Here is a 20,309-nt window from a genome sequence, read left to right as displayed (position 1 = left end):
AAGAGGCTTAATTGCCTCTTTTTTTATTTATAAACCAACCAAGTACATAAGGTAAAACCGTTTGTAAAATGGTCGTATACGAATTTGAAAAGTAATCGGTGTATGAAGAAATAAAACCATTTACAATTTTTTCAGGTGTTATACTCTCTTTGGTTTTTTCGAAACTTAAAATTAGTTTATTGTAATTGATCTCTTTCTCTAATTTGAGAATTTCAAGTTCCCGATCAATTTCAGCATAAGATGCGTATTTTTTTGTTTCCATAAATTAATCGTTAAAAAAGATTTCTGAAAATTTCTCTAAAATTGGTCCTTCAACAATTTTGTCTTTAATCAATAAAAGTAAAATTGTGGCCAATAAATAAATACCACCTACTGCCAAAAATCCGAAAGTGTAACTTCCAAACCAATTACTAAGAGCAAAACCGGCAGCGACTGAGCCAAAAAGTAAAACCATACTAAAGCACAATAAAACTAAAGTAAACTTCAAAATCAAAGTAGTCGATTTCATAGCTACCTTAAAACCCCAAAGTTTATAATAAGCCATGTGACTCTTAAAATAAACATTGGCTTGATCCTGAATATTTTCGGTATGTTCTTTTAATTCTTCAAAAGCCATAATATTTTTTTTAGTTGAAAAAATAAGCACAAAATACACTATCAAATAGTTGTACTTTAATTAAAAGTAACTAAAAAATCTGAAATACAACTAATACAACAAAAGTGAACTTTGTGCTTACAATAAATTTAGGTGCCTTACTTTTGAAGTTTAGCGTTTTGAGCCTTTAAATCTGCAAGTTTAGATTCTAGAAAAGTAATCACCTCCTCAGTTTTATAACTCATATTCGAAAGTAACTCGCCGTAAGTTCCGTCAAGATTTTCCTTAGCACTTGTAAATTTTTCACGAAGAACATCAGAACCGGCACTAAGACTATCTTTCAAATTATCTGTTGCATCGTCTAAACCTTCCTTAATTTTTGCACGAGTTTTAGAACCTTTATCCGGAGCGAACAAAATTCCGATCCCAGCTCCTATTGCTGCTCCTGCTAAAATTGCGGCAATTGTATTTACATTTTTTGACATGATATTTTTTTTAAAAGATTGTTAAAGATACTTATTTTTTAAGTATAAATTATTGATTTAAAGTTATTTGCATAAATTTAATATGCATAAGCTATCGCTTCATACTTTCCGTCATTCTCAACAATCGTTACAAAAGGATAACCATTTGAAGCCGACTGAGTTTTTACACGATTACTGGTATGCTTTACGTTTGCCATTGGCGGTTCACCTTTTGTTTTAGTTGAAACTCCTTTAAAATTAGCGACCTGCTTGAGTCCGATTGTCTTTTCTTTTGGCAACACTTGTACTAGTTTATAATCAGATTTTGAATCGACCACAATTCTATCCGTTATTTTTTGTGTAAGATTCGTTTGTTTATTGGTAATTTGGGAAACAGCATATTTGCTAATTTTGATTTCTTCAAAACTTCCGTTTAAAGAATAATGAAGCATATCATTTTCATATTTGATGAAATTAACATCTAACTGTTCTCCATTGTGTTTGAGAATTTGATGTGTTTGAGAAAAAGCCATATTGGCGAATAAAAAAGATAGCGTAAAAAGAATAGTTTTCATAATTGATACATTTTGAATTAAATTGAATTATGTCAGACAAAAATCCAGATTTGAAATAAACAACAAAAATTATTTCATGTTATTTTAAAAATTACGGAATAAGATTGAAAACTACTTTTACGCCAGAATAGTATCAAACTCAAACCGCAATAAAAATTAGAACATAAAAAAGTTTTTTAGAAATCACTTTTAGAATTTAGCTTTAAAACCAAAAATTCGTCATTTAAAAATTTTAAAGAAAACTCAGTTGGGTTTCTTACGTGAAAATTCAATTCGTGAAAAATCGTAACAGACTTTTTGTATAACTATAAAAATACCAACTTTATAAACAATTGAATGTTAACAACCCGTTAAACTAGCTAAAAGAACAGCTAAAATTAAAATAAAAGCTTCTATTGAAACGATTTTAAAAAGATGATTTATGAGGTGGAAGAACTAAAAAAACGCTTTAAAATTACGCTATTGAAGCCTTTGTTAATTAGGATAATCTATTAAAATATAAAAAATGATAGTTTTTAAAAATAATCAATAAATACAATTTAAAAAATATTTTATATCATTAAATTTGATATTATATCAAAGTCTAAATTTTGACAAAAGTCATGTTTTTAAAAACAAAAAAGACTTCATTTTAATTGAATAGTAAAGATTAAACTTTATAAACAATCCGTTGTTAATAACTGTAAATACTGGCTAAATCTGAATCTAAAACTAAAATGAGCATTATAAATTAAATATTTTTAAAAAGACAATACATTAGTCCAAAAAATAAAAAAAGATGCTTAAATCTAATTTATGAAAGTTATTTTTTAAATAAAAAATCTATTAAAAATAAAGTTTTAATAGATAATAGTAATAATAAGAAAAGCGCCTGTAAAAAGCGCTTTTCAATAGATTATGATGATATTATTTAATCATTTGAGATAAAATCTCCGTTTCTTTTTCTGAAACACTTTTAGGAGGATTTGAATATAATTTGAAAATATCATCTTCAAATTGCTTTTTTAAAATTGCGTCTTCTATATCTCTCAAATTTAAAAGTGCTTTTGACCTCACATAAGTAGATTCACTTCTCAGAGACATTGCATATAATTTTTTTACATCTTCTTCTTCAAAATCAGAGGACTTCCATTTTGAATATTTCAAAATAAATTGAGCAAACAATAATGAACCCTTATTATTGTTGATGTTTTTCTTTAATGAATTTTGTAATAAAGAAAAACTGGAAATCGTCGAAATACTCTCTCCTATCGCACTTTCTATTGCAATACGATCTTCTTTAGTTTCAACTTTAAAATATTTATTGATTTCTTTTAAAGAATTATTGATGCTGTTTTCTTCTTTTTTACCCTTTTCTTCCCAGGCATCTTTTAGTCCAACTGTTTTGTTAAATACTAATTTTGAAGCATTTGAATCTTTATCAACAGTAAAATAACCCAAACGCTGAAACTGAAATTTGTCTTCATTTTGAGCTGTCGCCAAACTTGGTTCTACAAAGCCAGTTACAATTTCTAAAGAATTTGGATTTACAAAATCCAAGAAATTTTTCTCTTTATAACTGTCAGGAGCTTCATCTGTAAATAGACGATCATATAGACGAACCTCAGCTTTCAAAGCATGCTGAATAGACACCCAATGCAAAGTTCCAGACACTTTTCTTTGGCTTGCTTCTGTACCGCTTCCGCTCAAAGAATCAGTATCATACGTTACGTGAATTTCTGTAATGTTTCCTTCTGAATCTTTTATAACACTTTCTCCTTTAATGATATACGCATTTTTAAGACGTACTTCTTTACCTAAAGTCAAACGGAAAAACTTTGCTGGAGCATCTTCTAAAAAGTCTTCTCTTTCTATGAATAATTCACGGGAAAAAGGAACTTTTCTAAATCCAGCGCTCTCATCTTCCTGATTATTCTCCGCTTCCAACCACTCTTCTTTTCCTTCCGGATAATTGGTAATAACCAATTTTACCGGATCTAAAACTGCCATGACGCGAGGTGCAATTTTGTTTAAATCTTCACGAATACAAAACTCCAAAACTGATACATTTATCAAATTATCACGTTTAGCAATTCCAATAGTATTGGCAAAATTACGCAGAGATGCAGCAGTATAACCACGTCTACGCAATCCAGAAATAGTAGACATTCTTGGATCGTCCCAACCGTTAACATGCTTTTCCTTAACAAGTTGCTGTAATTTTCTTTTACTAACAACGGTATGCGATAAGTTACGTCTGGCAAATTCTCTTTGTTTAGGACGTAGTTTATTATCTTCTAAAATCTGATCTAAAAACCAATCGTATAACTCACGGTGAGGCAGAAATTCTAAAGTACAAAACGAATGCGAAATTTGCTCTAAATAATCGCTTTGACCATGAGCCCAATCATACATTGGATAAATTTTCCAGGTATCACCGGTTCTATGATGATGCTTGTGTAAAATTCTATACATAATAGGATCTCGCATCAACATATTTGTAGATTTCATGTCTATTTTTGCGCGCAAAATATGAGTTCCGGCTTCAAATTCACCGTTTTTCATTCTTTCGAATAAATCTAAATTTTCTTGAACAGAACGATTTCTAAACGGACTATCTGTTCCAACTGTAGATGGAGTTCCTTTTTGAATGGCCATATCTTCAGAAGATTGACTGTCTACGTACGCCTTATCTTTTTTAATTAATTCAACAGCCCAATCATATAACTGCTGAAAATAATCAGAAGCATAACGTTCTTCAGACCACTTGTAACCCAACCATTCGACATCTTTTTTGATTGCATCTACAAATTCCTGCTCTTCTTTTTCAGGATTCGTATCATCAAATCTTAAATTTACAGGTGATTGATAATCAATACCTAATCCGAAATTTAATGCAATAGAACTTGCATGACCAATGTGTAAATAACCATTTGGTTCTGGTGGAAAACGAAAATGAAGTTTACTGTTTGGTAAACCTGATTTTAAATCTTCTTCTATGATTTGTTCAATAAAATTAAGTGATTTCTCTTCTGATGCCATTATTTTATAGTAATTTTAGCAAAGATAAAAAAAAGGTTTCAGGTTTCGGGTTTAAAGTTATTTAAGTGCTATTCAACCTAAAACTTTCAATAAAAACTACTAAAATGGGAATTATAAAATTAAAAAATATCAGAACTTTTTCGTACCACGGATGCATGATCGAGGAGGGAAAAATTGGTTCAGACTACACAGTTAATTTAAAAATTAAAACCAATTTACAGCAATCTGCTGACTCAGATAATCTTTCAGATACGGTAGATTATGTGCATTTGAATAAAATTGTTACCGAAGAAATGGCTATTCGAGCTCACTTATTAGAACATGTAGCCAAAAGAATCAATAATAGAATATTGGCTGAAATTCCTACTGTTGAAAAAACTACCGTTTCGGTTTCTAAAATTAATCCTCCCATTGGTGGTGATGTTGAATCAGTTACTATAAAAATGGCAGAAATAAGAAAGTAATTGATTATATTTTTTTAAAATAGTTTACATTAAACTTTTGAAGTTTAAAGATTTTAGTTACTTTTGCCGTCCGTTCAAGTACGGCGTCGTGGCCGAGCGGCTAGGCTGGGCTCTGCAAAAGCTCCTACTCCGGTTCGAATCCGGACGATGCCTCTAAAACCTTCAAGGAAACTTGGAGGTTTTTTTATGTGAAATTTTTAGAAAAAATTAAATAAATATGGTGTTCGAATCCGGACGATGACTCTAAAAACTTCAAAGTAAAATAATTTTTTTTTATCTGATTTTTCGTCAATCTTGTCATTCTGAGGAACGAAGAATCCCCGCAAGTAGCTCGACAAAGATTGATAAACTTTATAGATAATTGTCGCGAAGATTCCTCATTCGTCGGAATGACAAACTAAGTGTTTAAACTAAATTAAAACATAAAAAAACCTCTCAAATTGAGAGGTTTAAAATACAATTATCTAATTATTTTTTCTAACTTTTTAAGTTCCGATCGGATTCCAAAACCTTCAGTATCAACTTTAGTTCCATAAAAATGAGCTACTCCACATCCAAAACAAACCTTTGCAATACCAGTTATAGAATCATTTGTTTTGAAAACAAAAATATCACGATACATGGGAATACAACCTGAAAATGTCATTTGTATTGAGTCCTTTTGAGTAAATATTTTTTCAACTTCTTTTTTCTTTTCATTACTCAATTCTGTTTTTACAAAATTATATCTAAGTAAATCATATTCGAAATTTGGTCTTGAAATTGAGTCTGGATAATATCCTGATAATATCATACTTAATTTCCTTTGATCCTTTACAATGGTATCACCTTTAAGAACATTTAAAAGTGAATTATCAGAAATTTTTAAATAATAATGATCAATTTTATCTGAAGTAAAAAAAGGTTTAAACTCTTTTCTTTCTATCCATTCCACATCATGAAAATCATCCACAACTTTTTCTTTTTTTACAACAATTTTATCAGAGTCTTTACAACTAATAAAAATCACAATTAAAATAAGTAAAAGTCTTTTCATATAATTAATCTTATTATTTTTCTATCTTCTCAAAAGCATTTTTTACCATTTCTTTTTCTTTAGGAAACCAACCTTGTACGATTAAAACAAATCCAAAGACCATCAAAACAATACTGATTCCTTTTTTGATTTTAAGAATGTTTGTTGGAGTCATTTTTGATTTTAACTGTTTGGCTAATAATATTTTAAGACAATCCACCAACAAATAAGTAATGATAACTGCAGTAAAAAAAGTCATCATTCTTGAATTCTGCATTTCTAATTTTGGCCCAATTGAGATAATTACAGCCATCCAAAAACCTAAGACACCTATGTTTATAACATTCAACAAAAAACCTTTTACAAACAAACTTCCATAGTTTCTTTTGATAATATCACGATCAATTTCTTCTACATTTATTTTTTCATCTTTCCTTAATTTAACAAAAGAAATGATTCCGTACGCTAACATAATGATACCTCCAAAAATAAAAAGCGCCGGTTTGTCTTTTAAACTCTGAATTAATCTGTAACTTCCTAAATAAGCAACTGCAATAAAAACAATATCGCCCAAAACTACACCCAGATCAAAAACGATCGCAGCTCTAAATCCTTTGGTAATACTGGTTTCTAGTAGTATAAAAAATACTGGACCCACCATAAAACTTAAAAATATTCCCCATGGCAGTCCAGCTAAAATATCATTTATCATTCAAATACAATTTTTTATTTTACCTCTTCAATTTTACCTCCAAAAACTGTTTTTTGATTAATTTGTTTCGGTTTTCCATAGATGTAAATAGAGCCGCCTGCGCTTACTTTTGCTTCAACAAGCGTACTTGCATTTACATCTGCTTTTCCTCCAGCAGAAACACTTACATTAGTCTGAGACGTACTTAATTTACTTGCTAATAAATATCCGCCCGCACCTAATTTTGCATCCTGATTAGAAGCTTTACCTGATAACGTAATTTCTCCCCCGGATACAGAACTTACATTTAGTTTATCTACATCTACATCTACGTTGATTTTTCCTCCTTCTTGCGCACTAACTTTAAAAGAGGTTGCTTTAATGGTTTCCTTACTAGACACTGTAGCACCTTCGTTAACATCTATTAATTCTAAATGTTTGTAATACACCGTAATATCAAGATCATCACCTGATAATAATTTAGGAAAAGGCATTCTTAATTTTAATAATCCAGACTTATTAACAACCTCTACTTCTGACTCTCGAGCTCCTTTGATCACAATCTTATTTTCTGAAGACTGAACTAATTTTACACTTAATTTATCAAAAACTTTTACCGAATCAAAATCTCCTAATTCTTTGGTTACCTGACCAAAAGACATTTGTGCAACAAATAGTGCAACTCCTATTACTAATCTTTTCATTTTCATCATTTTTAAATTAATATTTATTCTGCTCTTCGTAAAAAATGAAAATCTAATTGTTTTTTTACTAAATCAGCATTTTTTACTTTCACATAAATTTCATCTCCTAACTGTAAAATACTGTCTGAAGTTGCTCCAACCAAAGCATATTGCTTTTCATCGAAAGTATAATAATCATCTTTAATTTCTCTGATTCTTACCATTCCCTCACATTTGTTAGACACAATCTCTACATAAATTCCCCATTCGGTAACACCGGAAATAACACCCAAAAATTCTTCGTCCTGGTGATCCTGCATGTATTTTACCTGCATGTACTTGATACTATCACGTTCAGCATTAGTTGCTAAACTTTCCATATTTGAACAATGCAGACATTTTGTTTCGTAACTTTCCTCATCAACAGATTTACCTCCGTCAAGATAAAATTGTAGCAAACGATGTACCATAACATCAGGATAACGACGAATTGGCGAAGTAAAATGACTATAATAATCAAACGCCAAACCATAATGACCAATATTTTCTGTTGAATATTTGGCTTTACTCATACTTCTAATCGCCAAAGTATCAATCAAATTTTGTTCTTTTTTACCGTTTACTTCTTCCATCAAAGCATTTAGCGATTTCGAAATATCACCTTTATTACGGAAATCTATTTTATAACCAAACTTTGCAATTACACTTGCCATTGCAATCAATTTATCTTCATTTGGTTCATCGTGTATTCTGTACACAAATGTTTTTTTCTGTTTTCCAATGTATTCAGCCACTTTTCTGTTGGCTAAAAGCATAAATTCTTCAATAAGATGGTTGGCATCTTTAGAAACTTTAAAATAAACGCCTTCTGGTTCGCCTTCGGCATCCAAATTGAATTTTACTTCCACTTTATCAAAAGAAATAGCACCATTTGCCATTCTTTTCTTTCTTAAAATCTTAGCCAGTTCATCTAATTTTAAAGTTGCAGCAACAATTTCATCAGAAACAACATAAGAATCTCCAGTAATGGAAATGTCAACCGGAATGGTATTGTCTTTAGTTTCGATGATATATTGTGCTTCTTCATAAGCAAATCGCTGGTCTGAATAAATAACAGTTCTTCCAAACCATTGGTTCATGACTTTTGCATCTTCTGAAACTTCAAAAACAGCCGAAAAAGTATATTTTTCTTCTTGCGGACGCAACGAACAGGCAAAATTAGACAAAACTTCAGGAAGCATTGGTACTACTCGATCTACTAAATATACCGAAGTTGCACGTTGAAAAGCTTCATCATCTAATATTGTTCCTTCTTCAAGATAATGTGAAACATCGGCAATATGAATTCCAATTTCGTAATTACCATTCTCTAATTTTTTGAAAGACAAGGCATCATCAAAATCTTTAGCATCTTTAGGATCAATCGTAAAAGTGAGTGTTTCTCGCATATCACGACGTTTTGCAATCTCACTTTCTTGGATAGAAGTATCTATTTTTTGAGCATAGACCTCTACTTCTACTGGAAAATCTGATGGCAAACCGTATTCAGCCAAAATAGCATGAATCTCAGTATTATGTTCACCTGGTTTTCCTAAGACCTTGATCACAGAACCAAACGGACTATCGGCTCTTTTTGGCCAATCTTCGATAGTAACCAAAACGACATCACCATTTTCTGCACCGCCAAATTTATCTTTTGGAATAAAAATATCCCTGTACATTTTAGGGTTTGCAGTAGATACAAAAGCAAAATTTGGCTGAATATCTATTACACCAACAAAATCTGTTTTGTTTCTTTCTATAACTTCAATTACTTCACCTTCAGGTCTTTTACCTTTTCTTCTGTTATAAACATAAACTTTTACTTTGTCTTTGTCTAAAGCTCTGTTTAAATTATTGGTAGGAATAAAAACATCCTCACTAAAATCGGGACAAACAAAATATGCCGTTTTTCTGCTGGTCATATCAATTGTTCCTTCGTAATAATCCAGGCTTTCGGCTTTTACTAAATATTTACCCGGTTCTGATTCAATAATTTTTTTTGAAGCTGCTAGAATCTTTAAATCTTTTATAATTTGATTTCTACTTTTGGTATCATCAAGTTCAAGCTTTGCTCCTATTTGTTTGTAATTAAATGCTTTATTAGGACTTTGCGATAAAATTTTTACTATTTTGGCAGAGAAATCAGTCTCATTTTTTATCGGCTTTCTAATTTTCTTATTCATATATCTTTTCTTAAAAAGTTAAAATTACAAATAAGATACCAGATTATAGATTTTACCAAATAAATTATTAAAATTATAACTTTAGTATCTTTACAAAAAGACCCTTTATGGAAAGCTTTAAAACCATTGCAATATTCAATTTTGTACACGAAACCGTTGTACTCAAACATTTATTAGAACAAGAAGAGATTGCTTATTTTTTTGAAAACGAAATCACTTTATCTATTGTTCCTTTCTACAATTCGGCACTTGGCGGTATCAAACTTAAAATTCATCCCAACGATTTCGAGAGAGTTCAGGAAATTCTCGACAATCTTAATAACCCACTTAAAATTGTTTAAACCGATCTCTTTTTAAATTTTAAAAAAATAATTTTCGTTTTAAACTTTCAAAGTTGTCAACATATATTAAATACAACAAAAAGAAAAATTTAAATTTAATTAATTTTTGATGGTTATTATAGCGTGTTAATATGTCATATAAATTTATTTTTAAAAGCATTGAAATCAAGTTTTGCTTACTTATATAGAGTTATCAACATAGTTATTTTTAGGTAAAGGATTAATTTTTAAGTCTTTTTCAATTTTAATTAACAACGGTTAACAACCAAAAATTGATTCATTTTGTAGATAACTTGATAACTTGAATTTTGTTGAAAATTGCATTTTTGATATTGATAACTTTTCTAAAAATTCATTAAACTTTATTAGGTTTTTTAATTCCAGTTTTGGATTAGGTTTTTTTTTCACACCACCAAAAAAAACTTCTAATTTTCTATCTCAACTTATCAACAAATAATGTTAATTTAAAGTTAACTGAATATCAACGAATTAGGTTTTGGTATTAACAATCCAAAATTTTAACAAAAAAATATTTATTTCTAATTGATTATCAGATTCTTATAGAGATATTAAGATTGTTGATAACCTATAAGGTTTTGATATAAAGCTAGTTGTATTTTAAAAAAAAACCTCGTCAAAAACTTAACGAGGGTTAATTTATTACGGAAGTTATAGTATAAAATCTTTTTTAGAAACCATCGTTTAAAGGAATATAATTTTAACTTGAAACGTATCTAAGAGTAAAGAAAACTGTTTAAAAGGTATTTTAAGTTATTCTCCCATACTATATGAACTAAATTTTATTACTTCATAGATATTTATTTTTCCTCTTTTACTCTCCGAATTATCTATAATGTAGATAACTTTGCATTTTTCAAATGCTTCATAAGTACTTCGATAAATGCCATATTTTTCGAAAAAATCTATTGATATAATTTGTTTTTTATGTCTTCTTATATATGATTTTTTTACTGATCTAAAATCAGATTTTATACGTAGTTCTCTTCGTTCAGCAGATGTATAATCTTTATACCAAAATTGTAAATTAACTTTGCTGCTTTTGTTATTTAAATCTTCAAAATTGAATGTGTACCATCTATCACAAAAATTAAAATTATTTTTTGGAAGTATTTTTTTAGTTTGAAACTTATTTTCTTTAAAATTTACAAAAATTGTATCCAACGTTTTTATATATTAAATGTTTTGAGAATAAATACTGCTTGTAAATAATAATAATATTAAATATATCTTTTTCATATTTTATCTATCTAACTCGATTTTTCCACTTCTAACATATTGATTTAATAAAGATAGCTTATCAGATCCACTAGGAAAATCTTGCTTAAAACAACTTGCTTCATCCAATCCACTTAAACTTAAGTAAAAAATAAAAATCTGACCAATTAAATGGAGAAGATGTCAACGGATTTTGAGAAGTATACATAGTATATTGTTCTAAATTAGCTCTTTTTGTTGGTGTTGTGGCCAAATCTCTAATTTCAGAAAGCACCTTTTGCATGGTAGGAATCATTTGGTTATACATAAAATCATGTTGCTTATTAGCCGTTGGATACATGGTATTCAAAATTTTAACAAAATCTGCTCCTGCTGAAGGGAAATTTTCTTTTACAAAAAGATAAGAATGAATAGATTCATGTAAAATAGTTTTAGCATTCTCGATTTTAGTTTGACTTTACTTTTATACTAAATTTTAAAGCAGTTCTAATGAAACACTATAACTGCTTTTGATATTATTCTCCCATTGTGTAAGAACTATATTTTAAAACCCTGTATAAAATAATTTTTCCTTTTTTTTGTTCATCACAATCAATAATGTAAATCACATTACATTTTTCAAATGCTGTATAGGTACTTTTTACAATACCATATTTATTAAAAAAACTAATTCCAATAATATCTTTTTTATGTTTTTTAAGAAATGATTTTTGTTCATTTCTTGGAAGAAATGAACGTTTTTCATCTGTAGAATAATCTTTATAATCAGGTTTAGTAAAATTGAAATATTCTCGATTTTTATTATTTTCTAAATAAATTGTATAAAATCGATAATTTCCATTTTCTTTAATTTCTTTGATTTGATTTTTAGATTTTTTAAATTTTACATAAATAGTATCAAGTGTTTTTATGTGATTAATGTCTTGTGCATTGATAGAAATATGATATATAAGTAGTACGAAAATAAAAATTATTGATTTTTTCATCTTATTTAAATGTTATTTTTTAACGATCTAATTCTTGTGCACCATAACTAATATAATTTGAATACAATCTTAGTTTATCTGAAAGTATAGGAAAATCATTTTGAAATAAAATTATTTTATCTAATCCTTTTAAGCTAATATATTTATAATATTCATTCCAATCCCAGGAAATAGAAGTTAATGGTTCAAGTGTAGGATGCATAGTTAAACTTTCTACTTCTGTTCTTCCTCTTTGAGTTGTTACTAGATCTCTAATTTCAGAAAGAATTTTTTGCATTGTAGGAATCATATTATTATACATAAAGTTATGCTGTCCATTGTAATTTGGATAACCTGTTTGAATTGCTTTTTCAATATCAATACCTATTTTAGGATTATTTTCTTTAATAAATAGAAAAGCATGTATACATTCATGTAAAATAGTTTTAGCATTTTCTATTGTTATTTGACTTTTTGCAGTTAATTGACTTAGTATTTGTTTATTTATTTTTATTGTAATATTATTTGTACCTGATATTTGACTTGTAGTTGCATTTACTTCTCCCTTGCTTGGGTTATTATCTTCATATACATGTTCATCTATTTCAAATTTTACATTAAAACGATTACTATCACCAAATATATCAATAAATAATTTTTGAAATGCTGGAGAAGTTGTAAGAGCATTGTAAATAGTATTAAATTTAGCACCTTCGGGAGTAGCATTATTAATGCTTGTTCTATCAATATTTACAGGCGATCTTAGAGATGCCCTAACGTCTATAGTTGGGAAGTCATCCAGCATAAAATTAAAATTGTTTTTTACTGCATCCAAAACATTATTAACTAATATTTGTGTTTCTATAGAATATCCTCCTCCTAAAGTTTTATGACTTTCTAAATATTCATCAATTGCTGCTCTTGTTCCCGCATATTCAAATCTTGTTAAAAGATTTATGTCATCTGGTTGAAAAACACTTCCGTAGTAATTAAATGGATCTGTCATAGGAATAGTTAATACCGGTGTATAGGGTACGACTTTACTACAGCCTCCTCCAGAACTTTGTGATACGCAAACATATTGGGGAGTCCAATTTGTATTTATACTATTTTGTGAATAATAAATTCCACTATATGAATTAGCCCCTCCAACAGGTTCTACACAACCTGTACAGCCGGGACCAGGACCGGGACCAGGAGGCTGAGGAGATGGTATTGTAGTACAACTAACAGACACAATCCAGCCTGATGTACCACCTGAACTTGCTCCAGGATCACATGATTGACCTGGAGAATGGTTTCCGCCATTAGTACAATTTTTAGGAGTATAAGTTTCTACACAAATAGTTATAGGTTCTTCAATATTTTCATCTGAAATTGATTCCTCTGTATTTTTTCCTGTTTTAGATGTATCTTTATTTTCAATATTTACTTTTCTTTTATAATATAGATATTCAATTTTTTTACTTCCGGTATAATCAATATTATTGTTAGGAAGTAAATGTTTTTTGATCGATTCTTTATAATTATCATCAGGATAATAAGTTACCAGATAGACAGCATCTCTTAAAATATCTTTTTCAATTACTAGATTTTGAAAAATATATGAATTTCCATAATCATTAATAATAGGGATAGTATAGGATGTGTAATCGTTTAAACTATATTTTTTTACTTCGTTTGATAAATTTAAATTAAATAATAGTGAATTTATGTTTTTTGAGGAATTTCCATTGGTTTTGATTTTTTTAAAAGCCTTTTGTGTGATAGAACTTAGATATATATCATTCTTAATTTCATCAAGTGTTGTATTTTCTTGTTTAATATTGGATAAAATATTTGAAACTTCACTTTTTTCAATATTTTGTTCAGATGGATCTTGATTACAATTCCAAAAAAGAAAAGAAATTAGTATAAATAAAATAGGGCTAATAATTTTGGTTTTTTTCATAGTTATGAATTTTTGGTTTATTTTTGACTAAAATAATAAAAAACCTACAATAAAATACAACTTTAAAGGTTTTATTTAGGGTTATTTTTATCAATTAGTATGTTTATAATAAACTATATATAAATTTCTTTGTCTAAATTTGCAGCACACAACTTAATAGTATAAAAATGAAAATTTCGATAGGAAACGACCACGCAGGACCAGATTATAAAAAAGCGATTGTTACCATGCTCAAAGCAAAAGGATATGAAGTAACCAATTATGGTACAGATTCTGAGGATTCTGTTGATTATCCGGATTTTGGACATCCTGTTGCCAATGATGTTTCGGAAGGAAAAGCTGATTTTGGAATTGTAATCTGCGGAAGCGGAAACGGAATTGCCATGACGGTTAACAAACATCCTAAAGTTAGAGCTGGTTTGTGCTGGACTAAAGAAATTGCTTATTTAACACGTTTACACAATGATGCCAATATTGTAAGCATTCCAGCCCGTTTTACCTCTATTCCCCAAGCGGTTGAAATTGTTGAAACTTTCTTAACTACTGCATTTGAAGGAGGAAGACATCAAAATAGAGTGAATAAAATCGCTTGCCAGTAAGAAGGCAAAAAAAAATCGGGTGCTTCGCACCAAAATAATAAACACACCGGGCGAATTTTTAAATTCATCCGGTGTGTTTATTTAAATTAATTAAAACTATTTATTTAAGTAGTTTATAAATAGATAGTTATAGAGTTATTAACAATGTAATTGTTTAAAATTTATCGTTTAATTTTAGATAAATTACTAGGAGCTGGATTAATAAAATAAGAGTGAATTTTACAATAAATGAAGTTTTACTCGTTTTATGTCTAAAAAATAGCATTGCCAATAATAAACCGAGTGTTCCGCCAATTGCTTCAAAGAAAAACAGGGTATTTTCTGGAATTCTGCGTTTATTTTTTCTGGCTTGATATTTATCGTAACCAGCTATTATAAAGATGAAACTATTTACAATAAAAAAATATAGTAATAAAATATTCATTAGCATAAAATTACAAACAAAGATATTATTTTAGCGGAATTATTGATCAATTTACCTTTTTATTTTAACAAGTAAATTATATCGTTTTATAAATAAGAAATTATTTCATTCATCAAATGACAAACATTCAATTCATTGCCAAGACTGTTCAAACAGCCGCAATTAACATTCAAAAAACGGTACAATTATTAGAAGAAGATTGTACGATTCCGTTTATTTCACGTTATCGAAAAGATACGACAGGAAATCTTGATGAGGTTCAGATTGAGCAAATTGCTAAACTGCAAAAAGAATACGAAGCAATTGTAAAACGAAAAGAAGCAGTTTTAAAATCTATAGAAGAGCAAAAAGCACTTACTCCAGAATTGAAACAAAAAATCGATCAAAGTTTTGATTTACAAGAAATTGAAGATTTTTACCTTCCTTATAAAAAGAAGAAAAAAACCAAAGCCGATGTAGCTCGTGAATTTGGTTTAGAGCCTTTGGCAAAAATAATCATGTCTGAAAATGATGTGGATATCGATTTTATTTCGACCCAATATTTGAATGAAAATGTAATTAATGAAGAAGCTGCAATGCAAGGTGCGCGTGACATTGTTGCAGAATGGATTAACGAAAATATTTATGTTCGTAAACAATTGCGTAGATTATTTCAGCGTAAAGCAACAATTGGAACCAAAGTTGTAAAAAAGAAAGCAGAAGAAGAAGGAGCACAAAAATTCAGTCAATATTTTGATTGGGAAGAGCCTTTGACAAAAGCACCTTCGCACAGATTACTGGCCATGCTTCGTGCCGAAAATGAAGGTTTTGTAAAGTTGAAAGTAGATGTTGATATCGATGAAGCATACGATGTAATTGACGAAATTATCATTAAAAAACAAAACAGTACCACGGCGCATTTACAGTTAGCAATTGAAGATAGTTACAAAAGATTGCTAAATCCAGCAATTGGAAACGAAACTTTGCAAGAAGCTAAAGCAAAAGCGGATGCCAATTCTATTCAGGTATTTGCCAATAATTTGGGCCAGTTGTTATTGGCGCCCCCTTTGGGCGAAAAACGTATTTTGGCAATAGATCCGGGATTTAGAAGCGGTTGTAAAGTAGTTTGTTTGGACGAAAAAGGCGATTTATTGTACAACGAAACCATTTATCCGCACGCACCTCAAAATGAGGAAGCAATGGCGATCAAGAAAATCCGCTCGATGGTCAATGCGTATCAGATTGATGCGATTTCGATAGGAAACGGAACCGCTTCGCGCGAGACCGAATTTTTCATAAAAAAAATCGCGTTTGATAAACCGTTACAAGTTTTTATAGTTTCTGAGGCAGGAGCTTCGGTATATTCTGCATCAAAAATTGCGCGAGAAGAATTTCCTAATTATGATGTTACGGTTCGTGGTTCGGTTTCTATCGGAAGAAGGCTATCAGATCCTTTGGCCGAATTGGTAAAAATTGACCCGAAAGCCATCGGCGTAGGCCAATACCAACATGATGTTGATCAAACTAAACTCAAAGAAGAGCTTGATGCGACAGTTATTCGCTGTGTAAACTCGGTTGGAATCAATATTAATACTGCGAGTAAACATTTATTGAGTTATGTGAGTGGAATAGGGGAGAAACTGGCCGAAAACATCGTGCAATACCGCTCAGAAAATGGACCTTTTGAAGACCGAAAACAGCTCAAAAAAGTGCCTCGCTTAGGCGAGAAAGCCTATCAGCAAGGCGCCGCTTTTATCAGGATTTCGAATGCCAAAAATCCTTTGGATAATTCTGCAGTACATCCAGAGGCTTATCCCGTAGTAGAGAAAATGGCAAAAGATTTGAAACTTTCGGTAAACGATTTGATTGCCAACAAAGAAAAAACAGCCCTAATTAAGGCTGAAAACTATATTACTCCTGAAATTGGTTTATTAACCCTAAAAGACATCATTAAAGAGCTTGAAAAGCCTGGGTTAGATCCAAGAAAATCTGCCAAAGTATTTGAATTTGATGCGAATGTAAAATCTATCAAAGACCTGAGAACCGGAATGATTTTACCTGGAATTGTGAATAACATTACCAATTTTGGTTGTTTTGTTGATATCGGAATCAAGGAAAGCGGATTGGTTCATATTTCGCAACTAAAAGCTGGTTTTGTAAGCGACGTAAACGAAGTGGTGAAGCTTCACCAACATGTTGATGTAAAAGTGACAGAAGTTGATGAGGATAGAAAGAGGATTCAGTTGACGATGGTACTATAAAAGACAAAAGCCCCGATTTTTTTCGGGGCTTTTTATTCTATTTATCTAGAATCCAAGTACTCATTTTATCAAGCACTTTAGGAGAGATAGTTTGTTCTATTTCGGCATATTCAGCGAGTGCACCAGTTTTACATTCTTGAAACAGGTGATTCATTCCTTCGAATTCATAAGTTTCAAAATTTTTGTTTTTGGCTTTTTTTAATGATTTTTCAATTGCGGCTAAGTTATCTTTTGCGGGAACTTGAAAATCTAAACTTCCATTGATTGCTAGCACAGGTATTTTTATTTGTGATACATACTTATCTGGATTAAAACTTATAAAGTATCTAAACCAAGTATTTTTCAACTGTTTCATATTGTCTTCGTTTATTTCTTCCCCTTCTTTGGTTAGAAAATTTTTTAAATCTTTTTCATAATCATTTCCAGCGTAATTTTTTATAAAGGCAAATGTTTTTTGGTTTGATTGTAGTTCTTTTTGCAAATTTTCTTCCTTCATACCCATTAATTTTGATGATAAAAAAATTTGTTTAGCTAACAATTCATCGATAGGTGTTCCTGGACCAGCCATTAAAACCATAAAAGATACCTTTTTATTCAATGATGCCACTATTGGAGCAATCATTCCACCTTCGCTATGTCCTATTAATCCAATGTTTTGATAGCCTTTTTTTATCATGAAGTCTACAGCAGCACTAATATCGGTAGCATAATTATAGGTCGTTTCACTTTTGCTACCTTGTGAAGAGCCACCTATCCCGCGGTCATCCATTCTAAGAGTTGCAATTCCCTTTTTGGCAAAATCATCAGCAATAACAGCAAAAGGTTTGTGTTCAAAAAGCTCTTCATCACGATTTTGCCTACCAGAACCTGTTATCATGACTAAAATGGGTCTTTTTTTATCAAAATTTTTTGGTTCAGAGATTGTTCCTGCCAACGTATTTTTATCAGTTGGGTTTACAAAACTTATCTCTTCGGTAACATAATTAAAAGGTGCTTTAGGGGTTTGAGGCCTTTTGATTTTATTTGTAGTTTCACCATCCTTTAGTTTTGTAAAAATCAAAGGGATCTCCATGCCACCCTGTTTAAAAATACCATCAATTGTTTCATTATTATATTTTCCTGAATAGCTAAGACCTAAAGAAGTAGCATCAAATAAGAGTTGATTTTCAATAAAGCTTATAGTAGAAATTGGAATATTAGTAACGCCTTGTTTTGGACTTTCTAGACTTGAAACGAGTTTATTACCATCTTTTTTGATATGAATAATCAATGGAAGTTTCATTCCTTGAACGTCTAATTCGCCTTGCCAAGAGCCTGTTATTTCTTGAGCGAAAATAAATAGAATGCTTAATAGCATTAGGGTTAAAATTTTTGTTTTCATGGTTTTCAATTTTTTATTTTAGACAATAGATTGTTAGCCTTTTACAAATGATTTAAATTTGAAAGGTATGTTAATAAGAATAGAATTTTGATTTTAGAGGTTATATCAAAGATTCAAATTTTGAATATAAACCTGATGAAAAAGTATAAAAAAGAATAATAATACTATAAATAAGGCAATGTGCTGCCATTTTTTAAAGTTAGTAGCTGTTTTAAAACCGTTATAAATCAAAACAAAACCGTAAATAATAATGGCGAGTAGTATCAACATGCAAAAGACCAATGGTAATAACTCTAGAGGATTTATTTTTAAAGTATTCGCTGCTTCGGCATTTGTTTTTAGATTTTTAGCCAAACTATTCATGCTAGTAATTTTTATACATAGTAAGATAAGAAAGTTAGGTGCTTGCGAAATTAAAACGGTATTTGTAATATCAATAAATCGTGTTTTTTTATTAATTATAAGCGCCAATAAAAAAAGAAAAATGATGGCAGAGACGTTGCTAATAGTAACCAACAAAAAGCCAGAGGTTAGGCTTAGGTTTTCATTTTCAGTAAAATGAAAGAGGCTATCCATTTGGATTTTTGTAAAAAAGCAAGTGAAAAAGTTGATAATGAAATACAAAACACCAGTAATAAACAATTGTTTCTCTGAAAATTTTGAAAACGGATTAAATAGAAATTTCCAATTCATGGTTATGATTTTAATTTTTTAATTTTTTCAATGAGGTCATCCATTTTATTCCGCATAGTAGGATAAGAGTTTCCGGCTTGTTTAGCCATTTCTTTGATACTCCCACTTGAAAGAAAAAATTCTAGAATAAAATCTTGATCTTCTCTACTTAATTTTAAATACAGTGGCAAATCATAAGTACCACTTACTTCGGTTTGACACTGATCGCATTTCATCATGCTTACTCGTAAAGCATTATCGCAACTTGGGCAATTAACTGGTAGTTTCATTTTAACAAAGTTAAATATATTTTTAACAAAGTTAAATATATTTTTGATATTATATCATTTTTTCTAAAAAAATGAAGTCTAATTAAAAAAACAGTTAACAATTTAAACCATGAAATCAGAACAACATTACCAACTTTGGTTGTTTTGTTGATATCGGAATCAAGGAAAGCGGATTAGTTCATATTTCGCAATTGAAACCCGGTTTTGTGAGTGATGTAAATGAAGTGGTGAAGCTGCATCAGCATGTTGATGTTAAGGTTACAGAAGTTGATGAAGATAGAAAGAGAATCCAGTTGACGATGATTTTGTAAAATCAAATTCCAATAAAAAAAAGCCAAATTTCAGGTTGGAATAATTAATTCAAGTTGCTAGTTTGAGTATTAAAAATACAAAGCAAAGGTTAAGTAAATTTGTTTTGCCGACTAAAAAACAAAACCGATGCTTTGCAAAGACAAAATTATCTCAATTTTTTGTTTA

General features: G+C 29.9%; 21 protein-coding genes, 1 tRNA gene and 1 pseudogene. 6 read left to right on the top strand and 17 right to left on the bottom strand.

Annotated features, from left to right (window positions below; genetic code table 11):
* Positions 1–7: 7 nt before the first annotated feature.
* The 5 genes from J3495_RS15555 to J3495_RS15535 form a co-directional block, all read right to left on the bottom strand.
* Entirely contained in the window at positions 8–262 is a 255-nt protein-coding gene (locus J3495_RS15555; protein ID WP_210667461.1) for a DUF6327 family protein, read from the bottom strand.
* 3 nt (positions 263–265) lie between these two features.
* Positions 266–616, bottom strand: coding sequence for a competence protein (locus J3495_RS15550; protein WP_210667460.1), 351 nt, complete (start codon positions 614–616; stop codon positions 266–268).
* Positions 617–753: 137 nt separating this feature from the next.
* Positions 754–1,080, bottom strand: coding sequence for a YtxH domain-containing protein (locus tag J3495_RS15545; RefSeq protein ID WP_210667459.1), 327 nt, complete (start codon positions 1,078–1,080; stop codon positions 754–756).
* A gap of 77 nt (positions 1,081–1,157) precedes the next feature.
* Entirely contained in the window at positions 1,158–1,634 is a 477-nt protein-coding gene (locus J3495_RS15540) for a hypothetical protein (protein ID WP_210667458.1), read from the bottom strand.
* Positions 1,635–2,540: 906 nt separating this feature from the next.
* On the bottom strand, positions 2,541–4,655 hold the full coding sequence (locus J3495_RS15535) for a glutamine--tRNA ligase/YqeY domain fusion protein (RefSeq protein ID WP_210667457.1): 2,115 nt from the start codon (positions 4,653–4,655) through the stop codon (positions 2,541–2,543).
* A gap of 104 nt (positions 4,656–4,759) precedes the next feature.
* Here J3495_RS15535 and folB point away from each other — a divergent pair, with 104 nt between their 5' ends.
* Complete coding sequence (gene folB / locus J3495_RS15530; RefSeq protein WP_210667456.1) at positions 4,760–5,119, top strand: dihydroneopterin aldolase; 360 nt, start codon at positions 4,760–4,762, stop codon at positions 5,117–5,119.
* 82 nt (positions 5,120–5,201) lie between these two features.
* Positions 5,202–5,272, top strand: a tRNA-Cys gene (locus J3495_RS15525).
* Positions 5,273–5,579: 307 nt separating this feature from the next.
* Here J3495_RS15525 and J3495_RS15520 read toward each other — a convergent pair.
* Genes J3495_RS15520 through rnr form a run of 4 tightly spaced genes read right to left on the bottom strand, consistent with a single transcriptional unit; the run spans position 5,580 to position 9,733 of the window.
* Positions 5,580–6,155, bottom strand: coding sequence for a hypothetical protein (locus J3495_RS15520; RefSeq protein WP_210667455.1), 576 nt, complete (start codon positions 6,153–6,155; stop codon positions 5,580–5,582).
* A 13-nt stretch (positions 6,156–6,168) separates the two neighbouring features.
* Entirely contained in the window at positions 6,169–6,846 is a 678-nt protein-coding gene (locus tag J3495_RS15515; RefSeq protein WP_210667454.1) for a LysE family translocator, read from the bottom strand.
* A gap of 14 nt (positions 6,847–6,860) precedes the next feature.
* The gene (locus J3495_RS15510) at positions 6,861–7,529 is read right to left on the bottom strand and encodes a head GIN domain-containing protein (protein ID WP_210667453.1); all 669 of its coding nucleotides are present in this window, start codon (positions 7,527–7,529) and stop codon (positions 6,861–6,863) included.
* A gap of 23 nt (positions 7,530–7,552) precedes the next feature.
* A complete protein-coding gene (gene rnr / locus J3495_RS15505; protein ID WP_210667452.1) occupies positions 7,553–9,733 on the bottom strand; it encodes a ribonuclease R in 2,181 nt (726 codons plus the stop codon).
* A 107-nt stretch (positions 9,734–9,840) separates the two neighbouring features.
* Here rnr and J3495_RS15500 point away from each other — a divergent pair, with 107 nt between their 5' ends.
* Positions 9,841–10,074 (top strand): DUF2007 domain-containing protein, encoded by a 234-nt coding sequence (locus J3495_RS15500; RefSeq protein WP_210667451.1) that lies wholly within the window; start codon positions 9,841–9,843, stop codon positions 10,072–10,074.
* Between the two features lie 771 nt (positions 10,075–10,845).
* Here the strand turns inward: J3495_RS15500 and J3495_RS15495 are convergent.
* From J3495_RS15495 to J3495_RS15480, 4 genes are all read right to left on the bottom strand, one after another.
* Positions 10,846–11,256, bottom strand: coding sequence for a hypothetical protein (locus tag J3495_RS15495; protein ID WP_210667450.1), 411 nt, complete (start codon positions 11,254–11,256; stop codon positions 10,846–10,848).
* A 175-nt stretch (positions 11,257–11,431) separates the two neighbouring features.
* Positions 11,432–11,650 (bottom strand): hypothetical protein, encoded by a 219-nt coding sequence (locus J3495_RS15490; RefSeq protein ID WP_210667449.1) that lies wholly within the window; start codon positions 11,648–11,650, stop codon positions 11,432–11,434.
* A 175-nt stretch (positions 11,651–11,825) separates the two neighbouring features.
* The gene (locus tag J3495_RS15485) at positions 11,826–12,296 is read right to left on the bottom strand and encodes a hypothetical protein (RefSeq protein ID WP_210667448.1); all 471 of its coding nucleotides are present in this window, start codon (positions 12,294–12,296) and stop codon (positions 11,826–11,828) included.
* Positions 12,297–12,315: 19 nt separating this feature from the next.
* Positions 12,316–14,226, bottom strand: coding sequence for a hypothetical protein (locus tag J3495_RS15480; RefSeq protein WP_210667447.1), 1,911 nt, complete (start codon positions 14,224–14,226; stop codon positions 12,316–12,318).
* A gap of 167 nt (positions 14,227–14,393) precedes the next feature.
* On the opposite strand from J3495_RS15480, the gene rpiB reads away from it, so the two are divergent.
* A complete protein-coding gene (rpiB, locus tag J3495_RS15475) occupies positions 14,394–14,825 on the top strand; it encodes a ribose 5-phosphate isomerase B (RefSeq protein ID WP_083692089.1) in 432 nt (143 codons plus the stop codon).
* Between the two features lie 154 nt (positions 14,826–14,979).
* Here rpiB and J3495_RS15470 read toward each other — a convergent pair whose 3' ends face one another.
* A complete protein-coding gene (locus J3495_RS15470; protein ID WP_210667446.1) occupies positions 14,980–15,249 on the bottom strand; it encodes a DUF1294 domain-containing protein in 270 nt (89 codons plus the stop codon).
* A gap of 116 nt (positions 15,250–15,365) precedes the next feature.
* Between J3495_RS15470 and J3495_RS15465 the strand changes: the two genes are divergently transcribed.
* Entirely contained in the window at positions 15,366–17,489 is a 2,124-nt protein-coding gene (locus J3495_RS15465) for a Tex family protein (protein WP_210667445.1), read from the top strand.
* A 37-nt stretch (positions 17,490–17,526) separates the two neighbouring features.
* Here J3495_RS15465 and J3495_RS15460 read toward each other — a convergent pair whose 3' ends face one another.
* The 3 genes from J3495_RS15460 to J3495_RS15450 form a co-directional block, all read right to left on the bottom strand.
* Positions 17,527–18,870: an alpha/beta hydrolase family protein gene (locus J3495_RS15460; RefSeq protein WP_210667444.1), complete on the bottom strand. Its 1,344-nt coding sequence runs from the start codon at positions 18,868–18,870 to the stop codon at positions 17,527–17,529.
* Between the two features lie 105 nt (positions 18,871–18,975).
* Positions 18,976–19,563 carry a YIP1 family protein gene (locus J3495_RS15455; RefSeq protein WP_210667443.1) on the bottom strand — a complete coding sequence of 196 codons (588 nt, stop codon included), beginning with the start codon at positions 19,561–19,563 and terminating at the stop codon, positions 18,976–18,978.
* A 2-nt stretch (positions 19,564–19,565) separates the two neighbouring features.
* Positions 19,566–19,832, bottom strand: coding sequence for a DUF2089 family protein (locus J3495_RS15450; protein ID WP_210667442.1), 267 nt, complete (start codon positions 19,830–19,832; stop codon positions 19,566–19,568).
* 119 nt (positions 19,833–19,951) lie between these two features.
* Between J3495_RS15450 and J3495_RS15445 the strand changes: the two are divergent.
* A pseudogene (locus J3495_RS15445) lies at positions 19,952–20,143 on the top strand (S1 RNA-binding domain-containing protein); the annotation flags it as partial.
* Positions 20,144–20,309 lie beyond the last annotated feature (166 nt).

The sequence above is a fragment of the Flavobacterium geliluteum genome, from assembly GCF_017948595.1.
GTDB classification, from domain to species: Bacteria; Bacteroidota; Bacteroidia; order Flavobacteriales; family Flavobacteriaceae; genus Flavobacterium; species Flavobacterium flavipigmentatum.
Note: the sequence above shows the minus strand (reverse complement) of the source record. Positions and strands in the feature narration are given on the sequence as shown.

Excerpts from the sequence above, each read along its gene's own strand:
- J3495_RS15540 (WP_210667458.1), bottom strand. The coding sequence starts at position 1,634 with ATGAAAACTATTCTTTTTACGCTATCTTTTTTATTCGCCAATATGGCT.
- J3495_RS15455 (WP_210667443.1), bottom strand. The coding sequence starts at position 19,563 with ATGAATTGGAAATTTCTATTTAATCCGTTTTCAAAATTTTCAGAGAAA.
- J3495_RS15465 (WP_210667445.1), top strand. The coding sequence starts at position 15,366 with ATGACAAACATTCAATTCATTGCCAAGACTGTTCAAACAGCCGCAATT.
- J3495_RS15515 (WP_210667454.1), bottom strand. The coding sequence starts at position 6,846 with ATGATAAATGATATTTTAGCTGGACTGCCATGGGGAATATTTTTAAGT.
- J3495_RS15520 (WP_210667455.1), bottom strand. The coding sequence starts at position 6,155 with ATGAAAAGACTTTTACTTATTTTAATTGTGATTTTTATTAGTTGTAAA.
- J3495_RS15480 (WP_210667447.1), bottom strand. The coding sequence starts at position 14,226 with ATGAAAAAAACCAAAATTATTAGCCCTATTTTATTTATACTAATTTCT.
- J3495_RS15510 (WP_210667453.1), bottom strand. The coding sequence starts at position 7,529 with ATGAAAAGATTAGTAATAGGAGTTGCACTATTTGTTGCACAAATGTCT.
- J3495_RS15550 (WP_210667460.1), bottom strand. The coding sequence starts at position 616 with ATGGCTTTTGAAGAATTAAAAGAACATACCGAAAATATTCAGGATCAA.
- J3495_RS15490 (WP_210667449.1), bottom strand. The coding sequence starts at position 11,650 with ATGTATCCAACGGCTAATAAGCAACATGATTTTATGTATAACCAAATG.
- folB (WP_210667456.1), top strand. The coding sequence starts at position 4,760 with ATGGGAATTATAAAATTAAAAAATATCAGAACTTTTTCGTACCACGGA.
- J3495_RS15450 (WP_210667442.1), bottom strand. The coding sequence starts at position 19,832 with ATGAAACTACCAGTTAATTGCCCAAGTTGCGATAATGCTTTACGAGTA.
- J3495_RS15500 (WP_210667451.1), top strand. The coding sequence starts at position 9,841 with ATGGAAAGCTTTAAAACCATTGCAATATTCAATTTTGTACACGAAACC.
- rnr (WP_210667452.1), bottom strand. The coding sequence starts at position 9,733 with ATGAATAAGAAAATTAGAAAGCCGATAAAAAATGAGACTGATTTCTCT.
- rpiB (WP_083692089.1), top strand. The coding sequence starts at position 14,394 with ATGAAAATTTCGATAGGAAACGACCACGCAGGACCAGATTATAAAAAA.
- J3495_RS15555 (WP_210667461.1), bottom strand. The coding sequence starts at position 262 with ATGGAAACAAAAAAATACGCATCTTATGCTGAAATTGATCGGGAACTT.
- J3495_RS15460 (WP_210667444.1), bottom strand. The coding sequence starts at position 18,870 with ATGAAAACAAAAATTTTAACCCTAATGCTATTAAGCATTCTATTTATT.
- J3495_RS15485 (WP_210667448.1), bottom strand. The coding sequence starts at position 12,296 with ATGAAAAAATCAATAATTTTTATTTTCGTACTACTTATATATCATATT.
- J3495_RS15470 (WP_210667446.1), bottom strand. The coding sequence starts at position 15,249 with ATGAATATTTTATTACTATATTTTTTTATTGTAAATAGTTTCATCTTT.
- J3495_RS15535 (WP_210667457.1), bottom strand. The coding sequence starts at position 4,655 with ATGGCATCAGAAGAGAAATCACTTAATTTTATTGAACAAATCATAGAA.
- J3495_RS15545 (WP_210667459.1), bottom strand. The coding sequence starts at position 1,080 with ATGTCAAAAAATGTAAATACAATTGCCGCAATTTTAGCAGGAGCAGCA.